The sequence below is a fragment of the Aquipseudomonas guryensis genome (genome assembly GCF_014164785.1).
Lineage (GTDB): Bacteria > Pseudomonadota > Gammaproteobacteria > Pseudomonadales > Pseudomonadaceae > Aquipseudomonas > Aquipseudomonas guryensis.
In genome coordinates this window covers 875,342-890,390 of sequence record NZ_JACJFN010000001.1, presented here as the reverse complement: position 1 = coordinate 890,390, position 15,049 = coordinate 875,342, and the positions used below count along the sequence as shown (strand labels likewise).

The window sequence follows — 15,049 nt, the reverse complement described above, 5'->3', positions numbered from 1 at the left end:
GTATTTAAAACTGTCTTTTTGAATCTGTATTGCCGTGGCTCGAGCGCCGATCATGGTCTCCCAAGGGCGGACCAGGCTGCGGAGGACAGGGTCATGCGCGAATTGAGCGATCTGTATGTAAGTGTGCGTGAGCGTGAGGAGCAAAGTGGGCGTCTGCCGCTGCGCGAGGTGGCTAGCCGCTGGCAGCTGTTCTGCCGCCGTCTGCATACGCGCCGTCAGTTATTGCAACTGGATGCCCGTCAGCTGGCCGATATCGGCCTGACCTCCGAGCAGGCACGCAAGGAAGCGACCCGGCCATTCTGGCAGTTGCTGCGCTAGTTGAATCGGCCGTGTCCCGGCGGTGGAAACTGCTTCGCAGTTTTCCACCCTACGCGGACTGGCATGCTGTGTAGGGTGGATAACGCTGTGCTTATCCACCAGCGTGCCAGCCGCAGAGGGTTCAGGGAAAGCGGGGGAGCAGGGCTTAAACCAGGCCGACTGCTTCCTTGAGTCGATACCAGGCCATGCCCAGCGCCAGCAGTGGCGAGCGCAGGTGCTTGCCGCCAGGGAAGGTCATGTGCGGCACCTTGTCGAACAGCTCGAAGCCGCCGCCCTGTTGGCCACTGATGGCCTCGGCGAGCAGTTGGCCGGCCAGGTGGGTGGCATTCACGCCGTGGCCGGCATAGGCCTGGGCGTAGAACACGTTGGGCTGGTCCTTGAGCCGGCCGATCTGTGGCAGGCGGTTGGCGCCGATGCCGATCATGCCGCCCCACTGGTAGTCGATTTTCACGTCTTTCAGGTGCGGGAACACCTGCAGCATCTTCGGTCGCATGTAGGCGGCGATATCCGCCGGGTCACGGCCCGAGTAGTGGCAGGCGCCGCCGAACAGCAGGCGGTTGTCGGCGGACAAGCGGAAGTAATCCACGGTCACGCGCTGGTCGCACAGCGCCATGTTTTGCGGGATCAGGTTGCGCGCCTGGGCCGGCGACAGCGGCTCGGTGGCGATCACGTAGCTACCAGCCGGCAGTACCTTGCCACCGAGCTTGCCATTCAGGCCATTGAGGTAGGCGTTACAGGCCAGCACCAGAGTCTTGGCGCGCACGCTGCCCTGGGCGGTGTGTACTTTCACTTCACTGCCGTAGTCGATGCGGGTGACTGCCGAGTGCTCGAACAGTTTGACGCCGAGCGAGGCGGCCGCGGCTGCCTCGCCCAGGGCCAGGTTGAGCGGGTGCAGGTGGCCGGAACCCATGTCGATCATGCCGCCGGCGTAGCGGTCGGAGCCGACTACCTGGTGCATCTGCTCGGGCTGCAGCAGGCGCAGTTCGTGGCGGTAGCCAAGGCTTTCCAGCTCGGCCTTGTCCTCGGCGAAGCCGTCCAGGTGCGCCGGCTTGTTGGCCAGGTCGCAGTAACCCCAGGTCAGGTCGCAGTTGATGTTGAACTGCTCGACCCGGCGGCGGACGATTTCCACCGCTTCCAGGCCCATCAATTTCAGGTTGCGCACGCCTTCCTGACCGATCACCGAGGCGAACTGCTCGACGCCGTGCCCGACGCCGCGGATCAGCTGTCCGCCATTGCGCCCGCTGGCGCCCCAGCCAACCTGGTGCGCCTCCACGAGCACCACCGAGAAGCCCTTCTGGGCCAGCTCGATCGCAGTATTCAGGCCGGAGAACCCGCCACCGACAATGCACACATCAGCCAGCTCCTCACCCGCCAGCGGCGGATAGGCCAGCTGCTGGTTGGCAGTGGCGGCGTAGTAGGAGGATGCGTGCTGGTCACTGTGCACGGCTGGTTGTTGTGGCTGGTGAACGCGGGCGTTCATGTGCGAAATCCTGTTTGAGGTGTTGTTAAAATTTGACGCAGGATAAGCGCGGGACTTGCCGCTAGCCAAGAGGGGTGGCGGTAAAAACTGTTTTTCCCCGTAGCCGGTCGTCGCTCGGCGGCGCAGGGCAGGGGCTGGCGGTTAAGATGCGCGGGTCTTTTGCCGAGCGCTGCCGATGAGCTGTACCAACCGCAAGATCGATCACCTGCGCCGGCAGATCCCGTCTTTCGCCTGCGTGCCCGGCTGCCACGATTGCTGTGGCCCGGTGACGGCTTCGTCCGAGGAGCTGGCGCGCCTGCCGGTGAAGAGCGACGCCGAACACGACGCCGCGCTGGCCGAGTTCAACTGCGTGCACCTCGGCCCGCAGGGTTGCACGGTGTATGACCAGCGCCCGCTGATTTGCCGCCTGTTCGGCACCACGCCGAGCCTGCCATGCCCGCGCGGGCAGGCGCCGGAAACGCCGATCGAACCGGCGGTCGAGCGCCAAGTCCATCAGCTGATCGCCAGCACCCGCCAGCGCTTGGTATGAGGATTTGCTGCGCGTCGGCGATACGGCGTTAAAAATGGCCTCGCACTAGCTAGCTCGCGAGATCCTCAAGCTTTGTGTCACTCCGGCACCGGCAGGCTTAGGCTCTCCTTGACCTCTTCCATGACGATGTAGGACTTCGATTCGCGCACATGCGGCAGCTTGAGCAGGATGTCGCCAAGCAGCTTGCGGTAGCTGGCCATCTCGTTGATCCGCGCCTTCACCAGGTAGTCGAAGTCGCCGCTGACCAGGTGGCATTCCAGCACGTGGGGCAGCTTGAGCACGGCGCGGCGGAAATCCTCGAAGGTGTCGCCGGACTTGTAGTCCAGGCTGATCTCGACGAATACCAGCAGGCTGGCCTTGAGCTGCTGCGGGTTGAGCCGCGCGTGGTAGCCCATGATGATCCCCTCGCGCTCCAGGCGGCGTACGCGTTCGGTGCAGGGGGTGGTCGACAGGCCGACCCGCTCGCCCAGCTCGGTGAAGCTGATACGCCCGTCCTCCTGCAGGATGCGCAAGATATTGCGGTCGATCTTGTCCAGCTCGCGCCGGCTCTGGTGTTGGGTTCTCATGGGGGGATATCTCTGTGAAAGCCGCGATAGTTCCAGTATTCGTCGGCAAATATAGCGACGAACCCAGCGGAAAACACTGGCCAGGCGAAACGCCTTGATCTTGTCGGGGGCGCCCGCCACCCTGAGCGGCAATGGATTTCGTCGAGGTTTTGCGCCATGCCGTCGCGCCACAAGGGACGCCGCTTACTGGGCAGGTTGCTGCTGGCACTGCTGTTGCTGGTGGCGCTGCTGTGGCTGGCCTGGCGCTGGCTGTTGGCGGCGCAGGGCATCAGCCAGCTGGACTGGCAGGGCCTGCAGCTGTCGGGCGCCGGGCTGCAGGTGGACAGCCTGCTGCTGGTGCGTGACGGTAGCGACGGTAGCCGTGTGCAAATGAGCGCCAGCGCGCTGCAGCTGGCCTGGCCGCAACGGCTGCAACAGCGCCTGTATCTACCTGAACTGCGCAGTCAGGCGCTGCAGCTGAGCTGGCAGGCTGGGCAGGGTGAGAGCGCGGCAGGCAGTGATCCGCAGGCGTTGCTCGACAGTCTGGCCTGGTTGCCTCGGCAGCTGGCAGTCGACCAGCTGAGCCTGGAATTGCCCTGTGCCACGGGCCGCTGCGTGCTGCTTGGCAGCCTGCAATTGCAGCATGGTGGCGCCCTGCAACAGCCGGCCGAGTTGCGCCTGCAGCTGCAGACGGGCGCGCGCAGTCTTGAGCTGCAGGCGCACCTGGAGCAGCGCGAGGGGCAGTGGCAGTTGCGTGCCGATGCCCAGCTCGACAGCCAACCGCTGCTGACGCTGCGCAGCGCATTGCGCGAGGAGGCCGCCGTCAGCCACTGGCAAGGCGAGCTGGAACTGGTGCAGCTGGCCGATAGCCGCGGCCTGTTTGTCTGGCTGCAGCAATGGCAGACCACCGACCAGCGTCTGCTCGATACCCAGGCCTCTCTGCGTTTGCAGGCCAGCTGGCAGCTGGCGCTGGCGCCCGGCGCGAGCCTGCTGGATAGGCAGCGCTTGCGCGACGGCAGCGGTACTTTCAGTGCCGCGCTGCAGCTGCAAAGCCCGTTGCTGCAGTACCAGAACCTGCGCGCCGAAGGCCTGGCGCTGACGCTCAAGCTGAATGGAAAACTTGCCGAGCAGCAGTTGCAGGTCAGCCTGCTGCCTTCGTCCAGCCTGCAGGCCAAGCGCCTGCAGCTCGCCGAGGGTCTGCGTGTGCAGCAGCTGCAGGCCAAGCTGGCCGGCTTGTCCATGCAGATGGGCGCCAGCCCGAGCCTGAGCGGCCCGCTGCAGCTGAACGTGAGCCAGTTGGAACAGGCCGAGCTGCTGGCGCAGGCCTGGCAGTTCGACGGCCAGCTGCAGGTCAGTGCCCAGCAGCAGCGCCTGCACGGCGCCTTGAGCAATGCAGCAGGGCTCAACCTGAGCGTCGACGGCGCGCGTGATGCCCAGGGCACGCTGCAGCTGTCCGCCAACCTAGCCGAGCTGTTCTTTCGCGCCGGCAATCCGCTGAGCCAGACTTTTCGCGCCTGGCCGGCGCTGCTGCAGATCGGCAACGGCCGTCTGCTCGGCCAGGTCAGCCTGCAGTTGCCGGTCGGCAAACCGCGGCTGCTGGATCTGGCCCTGCAGTTTCAGGGGCTTGCCGGCATCTACGACCGCAGCGAGCTGACGGGGCTGGATGGCGAGCTGAAGGGGCAGCTGCGCGGCGACCAGCTGAGCCTGGAGCTGCCGCAGCTGAGCCTGCAGCAGCTTAACGCCGGCGTGGCGGTCGGCCCGCTGCAGCTGCAGGGGCGCTACGTCGCCCGTCTCGGTCAGCCGTTGCAGGGCCAGTTGTCCTGGCAGACGGCGCAGACTGCAGTGCTCCAGGGTCAGGCCTGGTTGCCCGCCGGGCAGCTGGACCTGGCCCAGCCCAGCCAGCGTCTGCAATTGCAGTTCAAGGATGTGCAACTGGAGGAGATTTTTCGGGTCTACCCTGCAGAGGGGCTGGCCGGGCGCGGCAGCTTGCGCGGCGAGTTGCCGCTGCTGCTGGACGCCGCCGGCCTGCGCATCGAACAGGGCCAGATGGCTGCCCAGGCGCCGGGTTACCTGCAGTTCCGCTCGGAGAAGATGCGTGCCCTGGGCCGCAGCAATCCTGGGATGCAGCTGGTGGTGGACGCCCTCGACGATTTCCACTTCGAACTGCTCGACAGTGCCGTCAGCTATGCTGCCGACGGCAAGTTGCAACTGGCCCTGCGCCTGCAAGGGCGCAACCCGGATGTGGAGAAGGGCCGGCCGATCAACCTCAACGTCAATCTTGAAGAGGACATTCCGGCCTTGCTGACCAGCTTGCAGCTCACCGACCGGGTGAGCGAAACCATCCGCCAGCGTGTGCAGCAACGCCTGCGGCAACGCAATGATCCGCAGAAGGAGAACTGACCATGCGCCTGCGCGCTCTGCTGGTCGCCCCGCTGCTCGCTGGCCTGAGCGCCGCCTGCACCCCCACGGTGCAGCTGGCGATGCCCAGCGAGCCGATCAACATCAACCTCAACGTGAAGATCGAGCACGAGATCTACATCAAGGTCGACAAGGCCCTGGACTCGATCATCAACGAAGACAGCGGCCTGTTCTGAGCCCCTGCAAGGAGCCATTCATGAAACTGCAACGCACCCTGGCCTGTGGCCTGCTGGCCCTGAGCCTCAGCCTGCCGGCCCTGGCGATGAACCTCAACGAGGCGATGAGTGCCTTGGGCGCGGCCAAGAGCGGCGGCCAGCTGGGCGAGCAACCCAACGGCTACCTCGGCGTGGTCAGTCCCGGCGGTTCGGCCGAGGAGATCGCCAAGCTGATCAACCAGGCGCGCCAGGCCGAATACCAGCGCCTGGCCAAGGAAAACGGATTGCAGTTGGGTGATGTGGAAGCCCTGGCTGGGCAGAAGGCGCTGGAGAAGACCCCGTCCGGGCAGTACATCCAGCTCAACGGCAAGTGGCTGCGCAAGTAGCAGGGAACGGGCGCCCGCCGGCGCCTGTCAATTATTCCGCTGCGAGAGTTTTACCTGTTGTTTTAGCGCTAAAGCCCATTAGAAGGTTGCCTGGCCCTCCGTAAAAGGCTTATTTGCCGGAAATTATCGCCAAATAAGCCCTTCTAAACAGTGAATAACACTGCTGCTGTCTTCCTATACTGCGCTCAATCGTGCTCAGTAAAACAAACGCCAGCGAAAGCTCGCGACGAGGGAGACAATCATGCGTGTTCTGGTTCTTGGCAGCGGTGTGATCGGTACCGCCAGCGCCTACTACCTGGCTCGTGCCGGCTTTGAAGTGGTAGTGGTCGACCGCCAGAACGGCCCGGCCCTGGAAACCAGTTTCGCCAACGCCGGCCAGGTCTCCCCCGGTTACGCCTCGCCCTGGGCCGCCCCGGGCGTGCCGCTGAAAGCCATCAAGTGGCTGCTGCAACAGCACGCGCCGCTGGCGATCAAGGCCACCGCCGATATCGACCAGTACCTGTGGATGGCGCAGATGCTGCGCAACTGCACGGCCAGCCGTTATGCGGTGAACAAGGAGCGCATGGTGCGCCTGTCCGAGTACAGCCGCGACTGCCTCGACGAGCTGCGCGCCGAGACCGGCATCAGCTACGAAGGTCGCCAACTGGGCACCACCCAGCTGTTCCGCACCCAGGCGCAACTGGACAACGCGGCCAAGGACATCGCCGTGCTGGAAGCCTCCGGCGTGCCCTACGAGCTGCTCGACCGCGATGCCATCGCCCGCGTCGAACCGGCCCTGGCCGGGGTCAAGCACAAGCTGGCCGGCGCCCTGCGCCTGCCCAACGACCAGACCGGCGACTGCCAGATGTTCACTCGCCAGCTGGCCGAGATGGCCGTGGCGCTGGGCGTGCAGTTCCGTTTCGGCTGCAATATTGAGCGCCTGGACCATGCCGGTGACCGCATCAATGGCGTGTGGGTCGACGGCAAGCTGGAAACCGCCGACCGCTACGTGCTGGCGCTGGGCAGCTACAGCCCGCAGCTGCTCAAGCCGTTGGGCATCCGTGCGCCGGTCTACCCGCTGAAGGGCTATTCGCTGACCGTACCGATCACCAATGCGGCGATGGCCCCGGCGTCGACCATCCTCGACGAGACCTACAAGGTCGCCATCACCCGTTTCGACAACCGCATCCGCGTCGGCGGCATGGCCGAGATCGCCGGTTTCGACCTGAGCCTCAACCCACGCCGCCGCGAAACCCTGGAAATGATCACTGCCGATCTGTACCCGCAGGGCGGCGATCTGCGCCAGGCCGAATTCTGGACCGGCCTGCGCCCGGCGACTCCGGACGGCACGCCGATTGTTGGCGCCACGGCCTATCGCAACCTGTTCCTCAACACCGGACACGGTACCCTTGGCTGGACCATGGCCTGCGGCTCCGGTCGCTTCCTCGCCGACCTGATGGCGAACAAGCGCCCGCAAATCAGCGCCGAAGGCCTGGATATTTCCCGCTATAGCAAGTCCAAGGAGAGCCACAAGCATGTCCATCCAGCGCCTGCGCACTGAAAAGCGCTACAGCGAAATCGTTATCCACAACGGTACCGTCTACCTGGCGGGCCAGTTGGCTGACGACTACGCCGGCGATATCCGTGAGCAGACCCGCCAGACCCTGGCCAATATCGACCGTTTCCTCGCCGAGGCAGGCAGCGACAAGGCGAAGATTCTCTCGGTGACCATCTACCTCAAGGACATGGCCGACTATGCCGGCATGAACGAGGTCTACGACGCCTGGGTCGCCGAGGGCGCCGCCCCCGGTCGCGCCTGCGTCGAGGCCAAACTGTACGACTCGCGCGTGCTGGTCGAGATGATGGTGATCGCCGCGCAATCCTGAACATCCCTTTAGCCCGGCGTCCCCCCGCCGGGCTTTTTTTAATCTGAAGAAGTTCCAGCCATGCGTCCCGCCCGTGCCCTGATCGATCTGCAAGCCCTGCGCAACAACTACCAATTGGCCCGCGAAGTCAGTGGCGCGAAAGCCCTGGCGGTGGTCAAGGCCGATGCCTATGGGCATGGCGCGGTGCGCTGCGCCCAGGCCCTGGCGAGCGAAGTCGACGGCTTTTCCGTGGCCTGCATCGAGGAAGCACTGGAGCTGCGTGCAGCGGGTATCAGCCAACCGATCCTGCTGCTGGAAGGCTTCTTCGAGGCCGACGAGCTGGCGCTGATCGAACAGCATGCACTGTGGTGCGTGGTGCATTCGAGCTGGCAGCTCGAAGCCATCGAGCGCACGCCGCTGCAGCGCCCGCTGACTGTCTGGCTCAAACTCGATTCGGGCATGCACCGGGTCGGCCTGCATCCGGCCGAGTACCGCGATGCGCATCAGCGCCTGCTGGCCAGTGGCAAGGTGGCGAAGGTGGTGCTGATGAGTCACTTCGCCCGCGCCGACGAGCTGGACTGCCCGCGCAGCAGTGAGCAGCTGGCGCTATTCCATGAAGCGCGCAACGGCCTGCAGGCTGAAATCAGCCTGCGCAACTCGCCGGCCATTCTCGGCTGGCCAAGTATTCCCAGCGACTGGGTGCGCCCGGGCATCATGCTGTATGGCGCCACTCCGTTCGAACAGGCGCAGGAACTAGCCGCGCGTTTGCAACCGGTGATGACCCTGGAATCGAAAATCATCAGCGTGCGCGAACTGCCGGCCGGCGAGCCGGTCGGTTATGGCGCGCGCTTCGTCAGCGAGCGGCCGACCCGCGTCGGCGTGGTCGCCATGGGCTATGCCGACGGCTACCCACGCCATGCGCCGACCGGCACGCCGGTCATGGTCGATGGCCAGCTGACCCGCCTGATCGGCCGCGTGTCGATGGACATGCTCACCGTCGACCTCACTGACCTGCCGCAGGCCGGGCTCGGCAGCCGGGTCGAGCTGTGGGGGCGTAATGTGCTCGCCAGCGACGTGGCGCAGGCCGCAGGCAGCATTCCCTACCAGCTGTTCTGTAACCTGAAACGAGTGCCAAGGCTCTATTCCGGGAGCTAGTTGACAGCACGCGAAGGATTTGCAAACACAGTGTTGTAAATACTGAACACTGTTGCCATGATACGGCCAACTTTCCGTATCTGCTCCTCAAGGAGGACTCCAGCATTGGACGTCGGTGTTCGACTGCAATCCATTCGCAAACTCAAAGGCCTTTCCCAGCGTGAACTCGCCAAGCGGGCAGGCGTCACCAACAGCACCATTTCGATGATCGAGAAGAACAGCGTGAGCCCCTCGATCAGCTCGTTGAAAAAGGTGCTCGGTGGCATTCCCATGTCGCTGGTGGAGTTCTTCTCCCTCGATGTGGAGCAGGACAACCACACCCAGGTGGTGTACCGGGCCGACGAACTCACCGATCTTTCCAGCGGCGCCGTGACCATGAAGCTGATCGGCAAGGCGCATCCCAGCCGGGCCATCACCTTCCTCGACGAGACCTATCCGCCAGGCTCCGATACCGGCGACGAGATGCTCAACCATGACGGCGAAGAAGCCGGCATGCTGGTGGAAGGGCGCCTGGAGCTGACCGTTGGCGCCGAGGTGTTCGTCCTCGAACCGGGCGACAGCTACTACTTCGACAGCACCAAGCCGCACCGCTTCCGCAATCCGTACGATCGCCCGGCACGACTGGTCAGTGCGACCACGCCAGCGAACTTCTGAGTGCGTACAGAGCTTGCGGTGTGAGCCGCAAGCCTAATACCCCTGCGACAACATGGGTTGTTCCGGCCGGCTGACCTAACCGTTATACTGCGCGGGCTCGCGTAACCGTGGCCGCGAGCGTGACTAGCCACAATGAGGGTGTACCGTGAACCTGATCAAGAAGATGCTGGCGGCACAAGCTGCCGTATTGGCCCTGTGGGCTGTGAGCGCTCAGGCTGCGACCAATGACGAAATCGCCGAGCGCCTCAAGCCGGTGGGTGAAGTCTGCGTCCAGGGCGAAGAATGCAAAGGTGTGGGTGCTGTTGCCAGCGCAGCGGCCAGCAGTGGCCCGCGCAGCGGTGATGACGTGATTGCTGCCCATTGTGGCGCTTGCCATGGTGCCGCCGCCGCGGCCATGGGCGCGCCAGGTATTGGCGATGCCGCTGCCTGGAAGACCCGTGCCAGCGCCAAAGGCGGCATCGACGGCCTGCTGAAATCGGCGATTGCCGGTATCAACGCCATGCCGCCGAAAGGCACCTGCGCCACCTGCTCGGATGACGAGCTGAAGGCTGCAATTGCCAAGATGTCTGGCCTGTAACAGTCCGGCATCGCAAAAAACCGCCCTCTGGGCGGTTTTTTTATGCCTGCGATTGGCGCGCTGGGCGAAGTACGGCAGGTTGTCGGTGCCCTGATCTAGGGGCGCGGCACGCCCCATGGGCCATCTGCGGGCCCTGTAGTGCGCATGGCGCAGCCTACGGAGGAGCCGAGGCAGGCGCTTACTGCTTGCCGAATAGCCGGCTCAGCAGGTCGGGTTTCTTCTGCTGTCGGAGCAGCTCTTCGGCCAGCTCGCGAGCCCCCGGTACATCAGACTCCACAGCCTTCTGCAGCCAGCCCAGCGCTTCCTCCTGGCTGGACTCGTCGTGTAGCAGCAGCTCGGCCATATCCAGATAGGCGTCTTCGCGCTCCAGCTCGCAAGCGTTCTGCAGGTGCTCGCGGGCCTTGCCCGGATTGACCGCGCGACCCAGGCCGTACAGGTGCATGCGCCCCATCCGCCAGTGCGCGTAGCTGTCGCCGAGGCCGATGGCATGCTGGTAATAGCGCTGGGCCTGGGCATAGTCCTCGCGCTGCTCGTGCAGCCAGCCCAGATAGTTGGCGCTCTCGTCCTTGTCGCCATGGCGCCAGGCCGCCTGGTAGTGCTGCAGGGCCAGGTCATGGTCGGACTCCTGCTCGAACAGCAGCTGTGCCAGCTCCAGGTGCGCCGGGCGATGGCCGCGTTCGGTGGCCAGTTGCAGGTAGTGGCACGCCTGCACGGGGTCATGTGTACAACCCCGACCCTGCCGGTAGCAGTCGCCCAGGTTGCGCGCGGCCAGGGCCGAGCCGGCATCGCTGGCGCGCTGGAAATAGACGAGGGCGCCGGCGTAGTCCTGGTCGGCCTTGTCCAACAGGCAGCCGAGGTCGTTGAGCGCATCGTCGTTACCCAGCTCGACCGCACGCAGCAACAGTGGGCGGGCCTTTTCGTAGTCCTGTGCTTCTAGGGCGGCCAGGCCGCGGCGATGGCTGTCCAGGGCTTGCCATAGATCGCCCGCACTGTTTTGCAGACAGGTCTGCTGCACCTCGCTGAGGCCGAACTGGGCGTAGCGGTCGACGACCTGCAGGGCGCGCTCGGCGGCCAGTGGCTGGCAGCTGCCGTCTTCCTGCAGGAGCCAGGTGCGCTCGCCTTGGAACACCAGCGCCAGCGCATCGCCCTGCACGAAGCGGCGATCGGCGGGGGCCTGGTCGAGCGGTTCGCGCAGCCACTGGCCCTGGCTGTCGAGGATGCCCCAGCGGCCGTCCTGGCAGGCGTTGAAATAGCCGTCGTGCAGGTTCGTCAGGTGCTCGAAGCGCGGTTCCAGCGTCCAGCCGGCCTGCGCGCCGCCGCGGTACAGGCCCCAGCGCTTGTTCTCCTGCACCAGGCAGTAGTGGCTGCCGTCGGCGCCCCAACAACCCTGCTGCAGCTCGATCCGGGCATAGGCGCACGGCAGCAGCCAGCGTCCGGCCTGGTGGCGATAGAGGCCGTACTGGCGGTTGTCGCGCACCCGCCAGGCCTGCATCTCGTGCAGGTAGTCGAGCGCCTGGTACTCGCCGGGTAGCAGGGCCTGACCCTGCTCGTCGAGGGCGCGCCACAGCCACTGCTTACCCTCGCGGCGGCGGATCACATAGGCCTCGCCGCTCTCGCCCAGGCTGACGCTGTTGATATTGTCCAGGCCGATGGCACCGAGGTCGTGGAAGCGAGTGGTGAACAGGTGCTGCGGGCCCTTTGTCGGCTTCGCGCTGTAGTAGCCCTCGTAGGCGTGGATCTGCTGGTACTGCGCCGCCAGCATCCAGCGGCCATTGGAGTCGATGACTCCCCATAGCTCATTTTGTTGCACGCTCCAGTAGGCGCCTGTGTAATCCAGCGCCTCGCCACCGTCGAACTGGCAGGGCACCGTCACCCGCCCCCGGCGATCGATCAGGCCGTAGCGGCCACCTTCGGCGATCAGCGCATGCTCACCGACGAAGTCGAAGGCCTCTTCGAACTGGCAGGCAATCACTTCGCGGCCCTGGCGGTCGACATAGCCGAAGCGCTGCTCGTGTTGCACGCAGGCCAGCCCGCTGTGCCAGTCGAAGTCATAGAAGTCTTGATAGTGCGGTTCGATCAGCATCTTGCCGTCTGCGGTGCGCAGGCCATAGCGCCCGTTCTCGCAGAAGATCTGCGGCTCGTCCTCGTCCTGGCTCGGCAGCAGCGAGCCGAGTGGCTCCCAGCCGTAGTCGTAGTTGTCCAGATTGAGCACGGCGCGGAAGGTGCCAGCCCAGGGTTTGTCGACACCGGGGCAGTTGTCCAGCAGCAGCGGGTTGTCGCACTCGATGGCCTCGCGGATACAGGCGTTGGCGCGGGCGATCTCCTCCAGCAGCGCTTCGGCCTGGGCGCGCCGGTCCTCGTCGTTCATGTTGAACACGTCCCAGGCGTCCAGATGGAACCAGGCGTGGCCGGCGCGCTTGTCGAGCAGCTGGAAGATCTTCTGCCGAGCCGTGCGGAAGGCCTCGACATCATCCAGCAGGCTGCCGGCGTGGCGCTCGATGAAGTCGTAGAAGTCGCGCAGGGCCTGGATGCCGGCCTTGGCCTCGGCGTACAGGCCTTCTTCGCTGCCGGGGCTGTTGTAGCAGTTGGCGCCGACGAAGGGCGCCGCGCTGAACAGCGGTTGTAACAGCAGCGGCAGTTCGTAGCCCCATTCCATCAGGAGCAGGCTGGCGTCATCGTCGCTGCCGACGACGGCCTTGTTGTACAGGTACATGCGATGGGACATGGCGCGCTTCCTTGCGATACGGCGAAAGCGCGCAGTCTAGCCAAGCCGCCGCCGCGCGGCTGTGCGTTCCGTCAGCGCTTGAGCATGGCGCGCATGTTGGCCAGGGCATCGTTGCCGCGCGCGGCCTTGACCTCCACCGGCGCATCTTCCTGGCCTTCCCAGACCAGGTCTTCCGGCGGCAGCTCGTCGAGGAAGCGGCTCGGCGAGCAGTCGATGATCTCACCGTACTGCTTGCGCTTGGCGGCGAAGGTCAGCGTCAGGTTGCGCTTGGCGCGGGTGATGCCGACATAGGCCAGGCGGCGTTCTTCCTCGATGGTGTCGGACTCGATGCTGGAGCGGTGCGGGAGGATTTCCTCCTCGAAGCCGATGATGTACACCGAGGGGAATTCCAGGCCCTTGGAGGCGTGCATGGTCATCATCTGCACGCCCTCGGCGCCGTCTTCCTCCTCCTGCTGGCGCTCCAGCATGTCGCGCAGCACCAGTTTGCCGATGGCGTCCTCGACGGTCATATCGCCGTCTTCGTCCTTGTCCAGGGTGTTCTTCAGCGCCTCGACGAGGAACCAGACGTTGCCCATGCGCGCTTCGGCGACCTTGTCGCTGGAGGCGTTCTGGCGTAGCCAGTTCTCGTAGTCGATATCCATCACCATGCTGCGGATCGCGCCGATCGGGTCGTTGCCGGCACACAGCTCGCGGATCTTGTCCATGTAGCGTTTGAAGCGCGCCAGGCGCTCGGTGTAGCGGCTGTCGAGATGCTCGGCCAGGCCAATCTCGTCGCTGGCGGCGTACATACTGATCTTGCGCTCGGTGGCGTAGTTGCCGAGCTTTTCCAGGGTGGTCGAGCCGATCTCCCGGCGCGGCACGTTGATCACCCGCAGGAAGGCGTTGTCGTCGTCCGGATTGACCAGCAGACGGAAGTAGCTCATCAGGTCCTTCACCTCCTGGCGGGCGAAGAAGCTGGTGCCGCCGGACAGGCGATAGGGAATCTGATGATGCTGCAGCTTCAGCTCCATCAACTTGGCCTGGTAGTTGCCGCGGTAGAGGATGGCGAAGTCGCTGTACGGGCGCTGGGTGCGCAGGTGCTCGGTGAGGATTTCCAGAGCGACCCGCTCGCACTCGGCATCTTCGTTGCGGGTGCGGATCACACGAATCTCGTCACCTACGCCCATGTCCGACCACAGCTGCTTCTCGAACACATGCGGGTTGTTGGCGATCAGGGTGTTGGCGCACTTGAGGATGCGGCTGGTGGAGCGGTAGTTCTGCTCCAGCATCACCACCTTCAGCGACGGGTAATCCTCCTTCAGCAGCATCAGGTTTTCCGGGCGCGCGCCGCGCCAGGCGTAGATCGACTGGTCATCGTCGCCGACTACGGTGATCTGGTTGCGCATGCCCACCAGCAGCTTCACCAGCAGGTACTGGCTGGAGTTGGTGTCCTGGTATTCGTCGACCAGCAGGTAGCGGATGCGGTTCTGCCACTTTTCCAGGATGTCTTTGTGCTCCTGGAACAGCTTCACCGGCAGCAGGATCAGGTCGTTGAAGTCCACCGCGTTGTACGCCTTGAGCGTGCGCTGGTAGTGCAGGTAGACGATGGCGGCGGTCTGCTCCTTGGGCCCGCGCGCGTTGGCCAGGGCTTCCTCGGGCAGGATCAGGTCGTTTTTCCAGCTGTCGATGTAGTTCTTGATCTCGTCGGCGCCATCATCGCCGGCGTATTCCTTCTGCATGATGTCGGTCAGCAGGGCCTTGATGTCGCCGTCGTCGAAGATCGAGAAGCCCGGCTTGTAGCCCAGCGCCGCGTATTCCTTGCGGATGATGTTCATGCCCAGGTTGTGGAAGGTCGACACGGTCAGGCCGCGTGCCTCGGCGCCCTTGAGCAGCGTGCCGACGCGCTCCTTCATTTCGCGCGCGGCCTTGTTGGTGAAGGTCATGGCGACGATATGGCGGGCCTGGATGCCGCATTTCTGTACCAGGTGCGCGATCTTGCGGGTGATCACGCTGGTCTTGCCGGAACCGGCACCGGCGAGCACCAGAAGGGGACCGCCGACGTAGTTCACGGCTTCTTGCTGCCGGGGATTGAGTCGGGACATGGCGAAGGTATCAACGAGGGGAAAACCAGGCGCGCATTCTAGCAGGCCGGGCATGGCGCCGGGCTGCTGGCCGATGACGCGCCTGGCCGGGCTTCGCTCTAAATAAAAAGCTTCAATAGTGTGCGTTAAGTCTCTATTTCTAAAGATCAAGTACGTTTGTTCCGATTGCTGGCGGTTGCCCC

14 protein-coding genes are annotated in these 15,049 nt (G+C 64.6%); 10 read left to right on the top strand and 4 right to left on the bottom strand.

Going from position 1 to position 15,049, the window contains the following annotated elements; translation table 11 throughout:
• The first annotated feature begins 93 nt into the window (after positions 1-93).
• Complete coding sequence (locus H3H45_RS04070) at positions 94-318, top strand: DUF1127 domain-containing protein (RefSeq protein WP_182832451.1); 225 nt, start codon at positions 94-96, stop codon at positions 316-318.
• Positions 319-463: 145 nt separating this feature from the next.
• On the opposite strand, the gene H3H45_RS04065 is transcribed toward H3H45_RS04070, so the two are convergent.
• A complete protein-coding gene (locus H3H45_RS04065) occupies positions 464-1,798 on the bottom strand; it encodes an NAD(P)/FAD-dependent oxidoreductase (protein ID WP_182832450.1) in 1,335 nt (444 codons plus the stop codon).
• A gap of 175 nt (positions 1,799-1,973) precedes the next feature.
• Here H3H45_RS04065 and H3H45_RS04060 point away from each other — a divergent pair, with 175 nt between their 5' ends.
• Positions 1,974-2,327, top strand: coding sequence for a YkgJ family cysteine cluster protein (locus H3H45_RS04060; protein WP_182832449.1), 354 nt, complete (start codon positions 1,974-1,976; stop codon positions 2,325-2,327).
• Between the two features lie 77 nt (positions 2,328-2,404).
• Here the strand turns inward: H3H45_RS04060 and dadR are convergent, their stop codons facing one another.
• The gene (dadR, locus tag H3H45_RS04055) at positions 2,405-2,893 is read right to left on the bottom strand and encodes a transcriptional regulator DadR (protein ID WP_173211121.1); all 489 of its coding nucleotides are present in this window, start codon (positions 2,891-2,893) and stop codon (positions 2,405-2,407) included.
• Between the two features lie 156 nt (positions 2,894-3,049).
• Between dadR and H3H45_RS04050 the strand changes: the two genes are divergently transcribed.
• From H3H45_RS04050 to H3H45_RS04015, 8 genes are all read left to right on the top strand, one after another.
• Positions 3,050-5,272 (top strand): YdbH domain-containing protein, encoded by a 2,223-nt coding sequence (locus H3H45_RS04050; RefSeq protein WP_182832448.1) that lies wholly within the window; start codon positions 3,050-3,052, stop codon positions 5,270-5,272.
• A gap of 2 nt (positions 5,273-5,274) precedes the next feature.
• Positions 5,275-5,466, top strand: a complete 192-nt coding sequence (locus H3H45_RS04045) for a YnbE family lipoprotein (protein WP_182832447.1) — start codon at positions 5,275-5,277, stop codon at positions 5,464-5,466.
• A 20-nt stretch (positions 5,467-5,486) separates the two neighbouring features.
• Positions 5,487-5,831, top strand: coding sequence for a YdbL family protein (locus tag H3H45_RS04040; RefSeq protein WP_182832446.1), 345 nt, complete (start codon positions 5,487-5,489; stop codon positions 5,829-5,831).
• A gap of 241 nt (positions 5,832-6,072) precedes the next feature.
• Positions 6,073-7,371 carry a D-amino acid dehydrogenase gene (dadA, locus tag H3H45_RS04035; protein ID WP_182832445.1) on the top strand — a complete coding sequence of 433 codons (1,299 nt, stop codon included), beginning with the start codon at positions 6,073-6,075 and terminating at the stop codon, positions 7,369-7,371.
• Positions 7,346-7,696: a RidA family protein gene (locus H3H45_RS04030; RefSeq protein WP_182832444.1), complete on the top strand. Its 351-nt coding sequence runs from the start codon at positions 7,346-7,348 to the stop codon at positions 7,694-7,696. Before dadA ends, H3H45_RS04030 begins: the two co-directional genes overlap by 26 nt.
• 60 nt (positions 7,697-7,756) lie before the next feature.
• Complete coding sequence (gene alr / locus H3H45_RS04025) at positions 7,757-8,830, top strand: alanine racemase (protein ID WP_182832443.1); 1,074 nt, start codon at positions 7,757-7,759, stop codon at positions 8,828-8,830.
• A gap of 105 nt (positions 8,831-8,935) precedes the next feature.
• The gene (locus H3H45_RS04020) at positions 8,936-9,484 is read left to right on the top strand and encodes a cupin domain-containing protein (protein WP_182832442.1); all 549 of its coding nucleotides are present in this window, start codon (positions 8,936-8,938) and stop codon (positions 9,482-9,484) included.
• Positions 9,485-9,629: 145 nt separating this feature from the next.
• Positions 9,630-10,061: a c-type cytochrome gene (locus tag H3H45_RS04015; protein WP_182832441.1), complete on the top strand. Its 432-nt coding sequence runs from the start codon at positions 9,630-9,632 to the stop codon at positions 10,059-10,061.
• A gap of 178 nt (positions 10,062-10,239) precedes the next feature.
• Here H3H45_RS04015 and H3H45_RS04010 read toward each other — a convergent pair whose 3' ends face one another.
• Positions 10,240-12,786 carry an SEL1-like repeat protein gene (locus tag H3H45_RS04010; RefSeq protein WP_182832440.1) on the bottom strand — a complete coding sequence of 849 codons (2,547 nt, stop codon included), beginning with the start codon at positions 12,784-12,786 and terminating at the stop codon, positions 10,240-10,242.
• 71 nt (positions 12,787-12,857) lie between these two features.
• Positions 12,858-14,867 carry a DNA helicase Rep gene (rep, locus tag H3H45_RS04005; protein ID WP_182832439.1) on the bottom strand — a complete coding sequence of 670 codons (2,010 nt, stop codon included), beginning with the start codon at positions 14,865-14,867 and terminating at the stop codon, positions 12,858-12,860.
• Between the last annotated feature and the right edge of the window lie 182 nt (positions 14,868-15,049).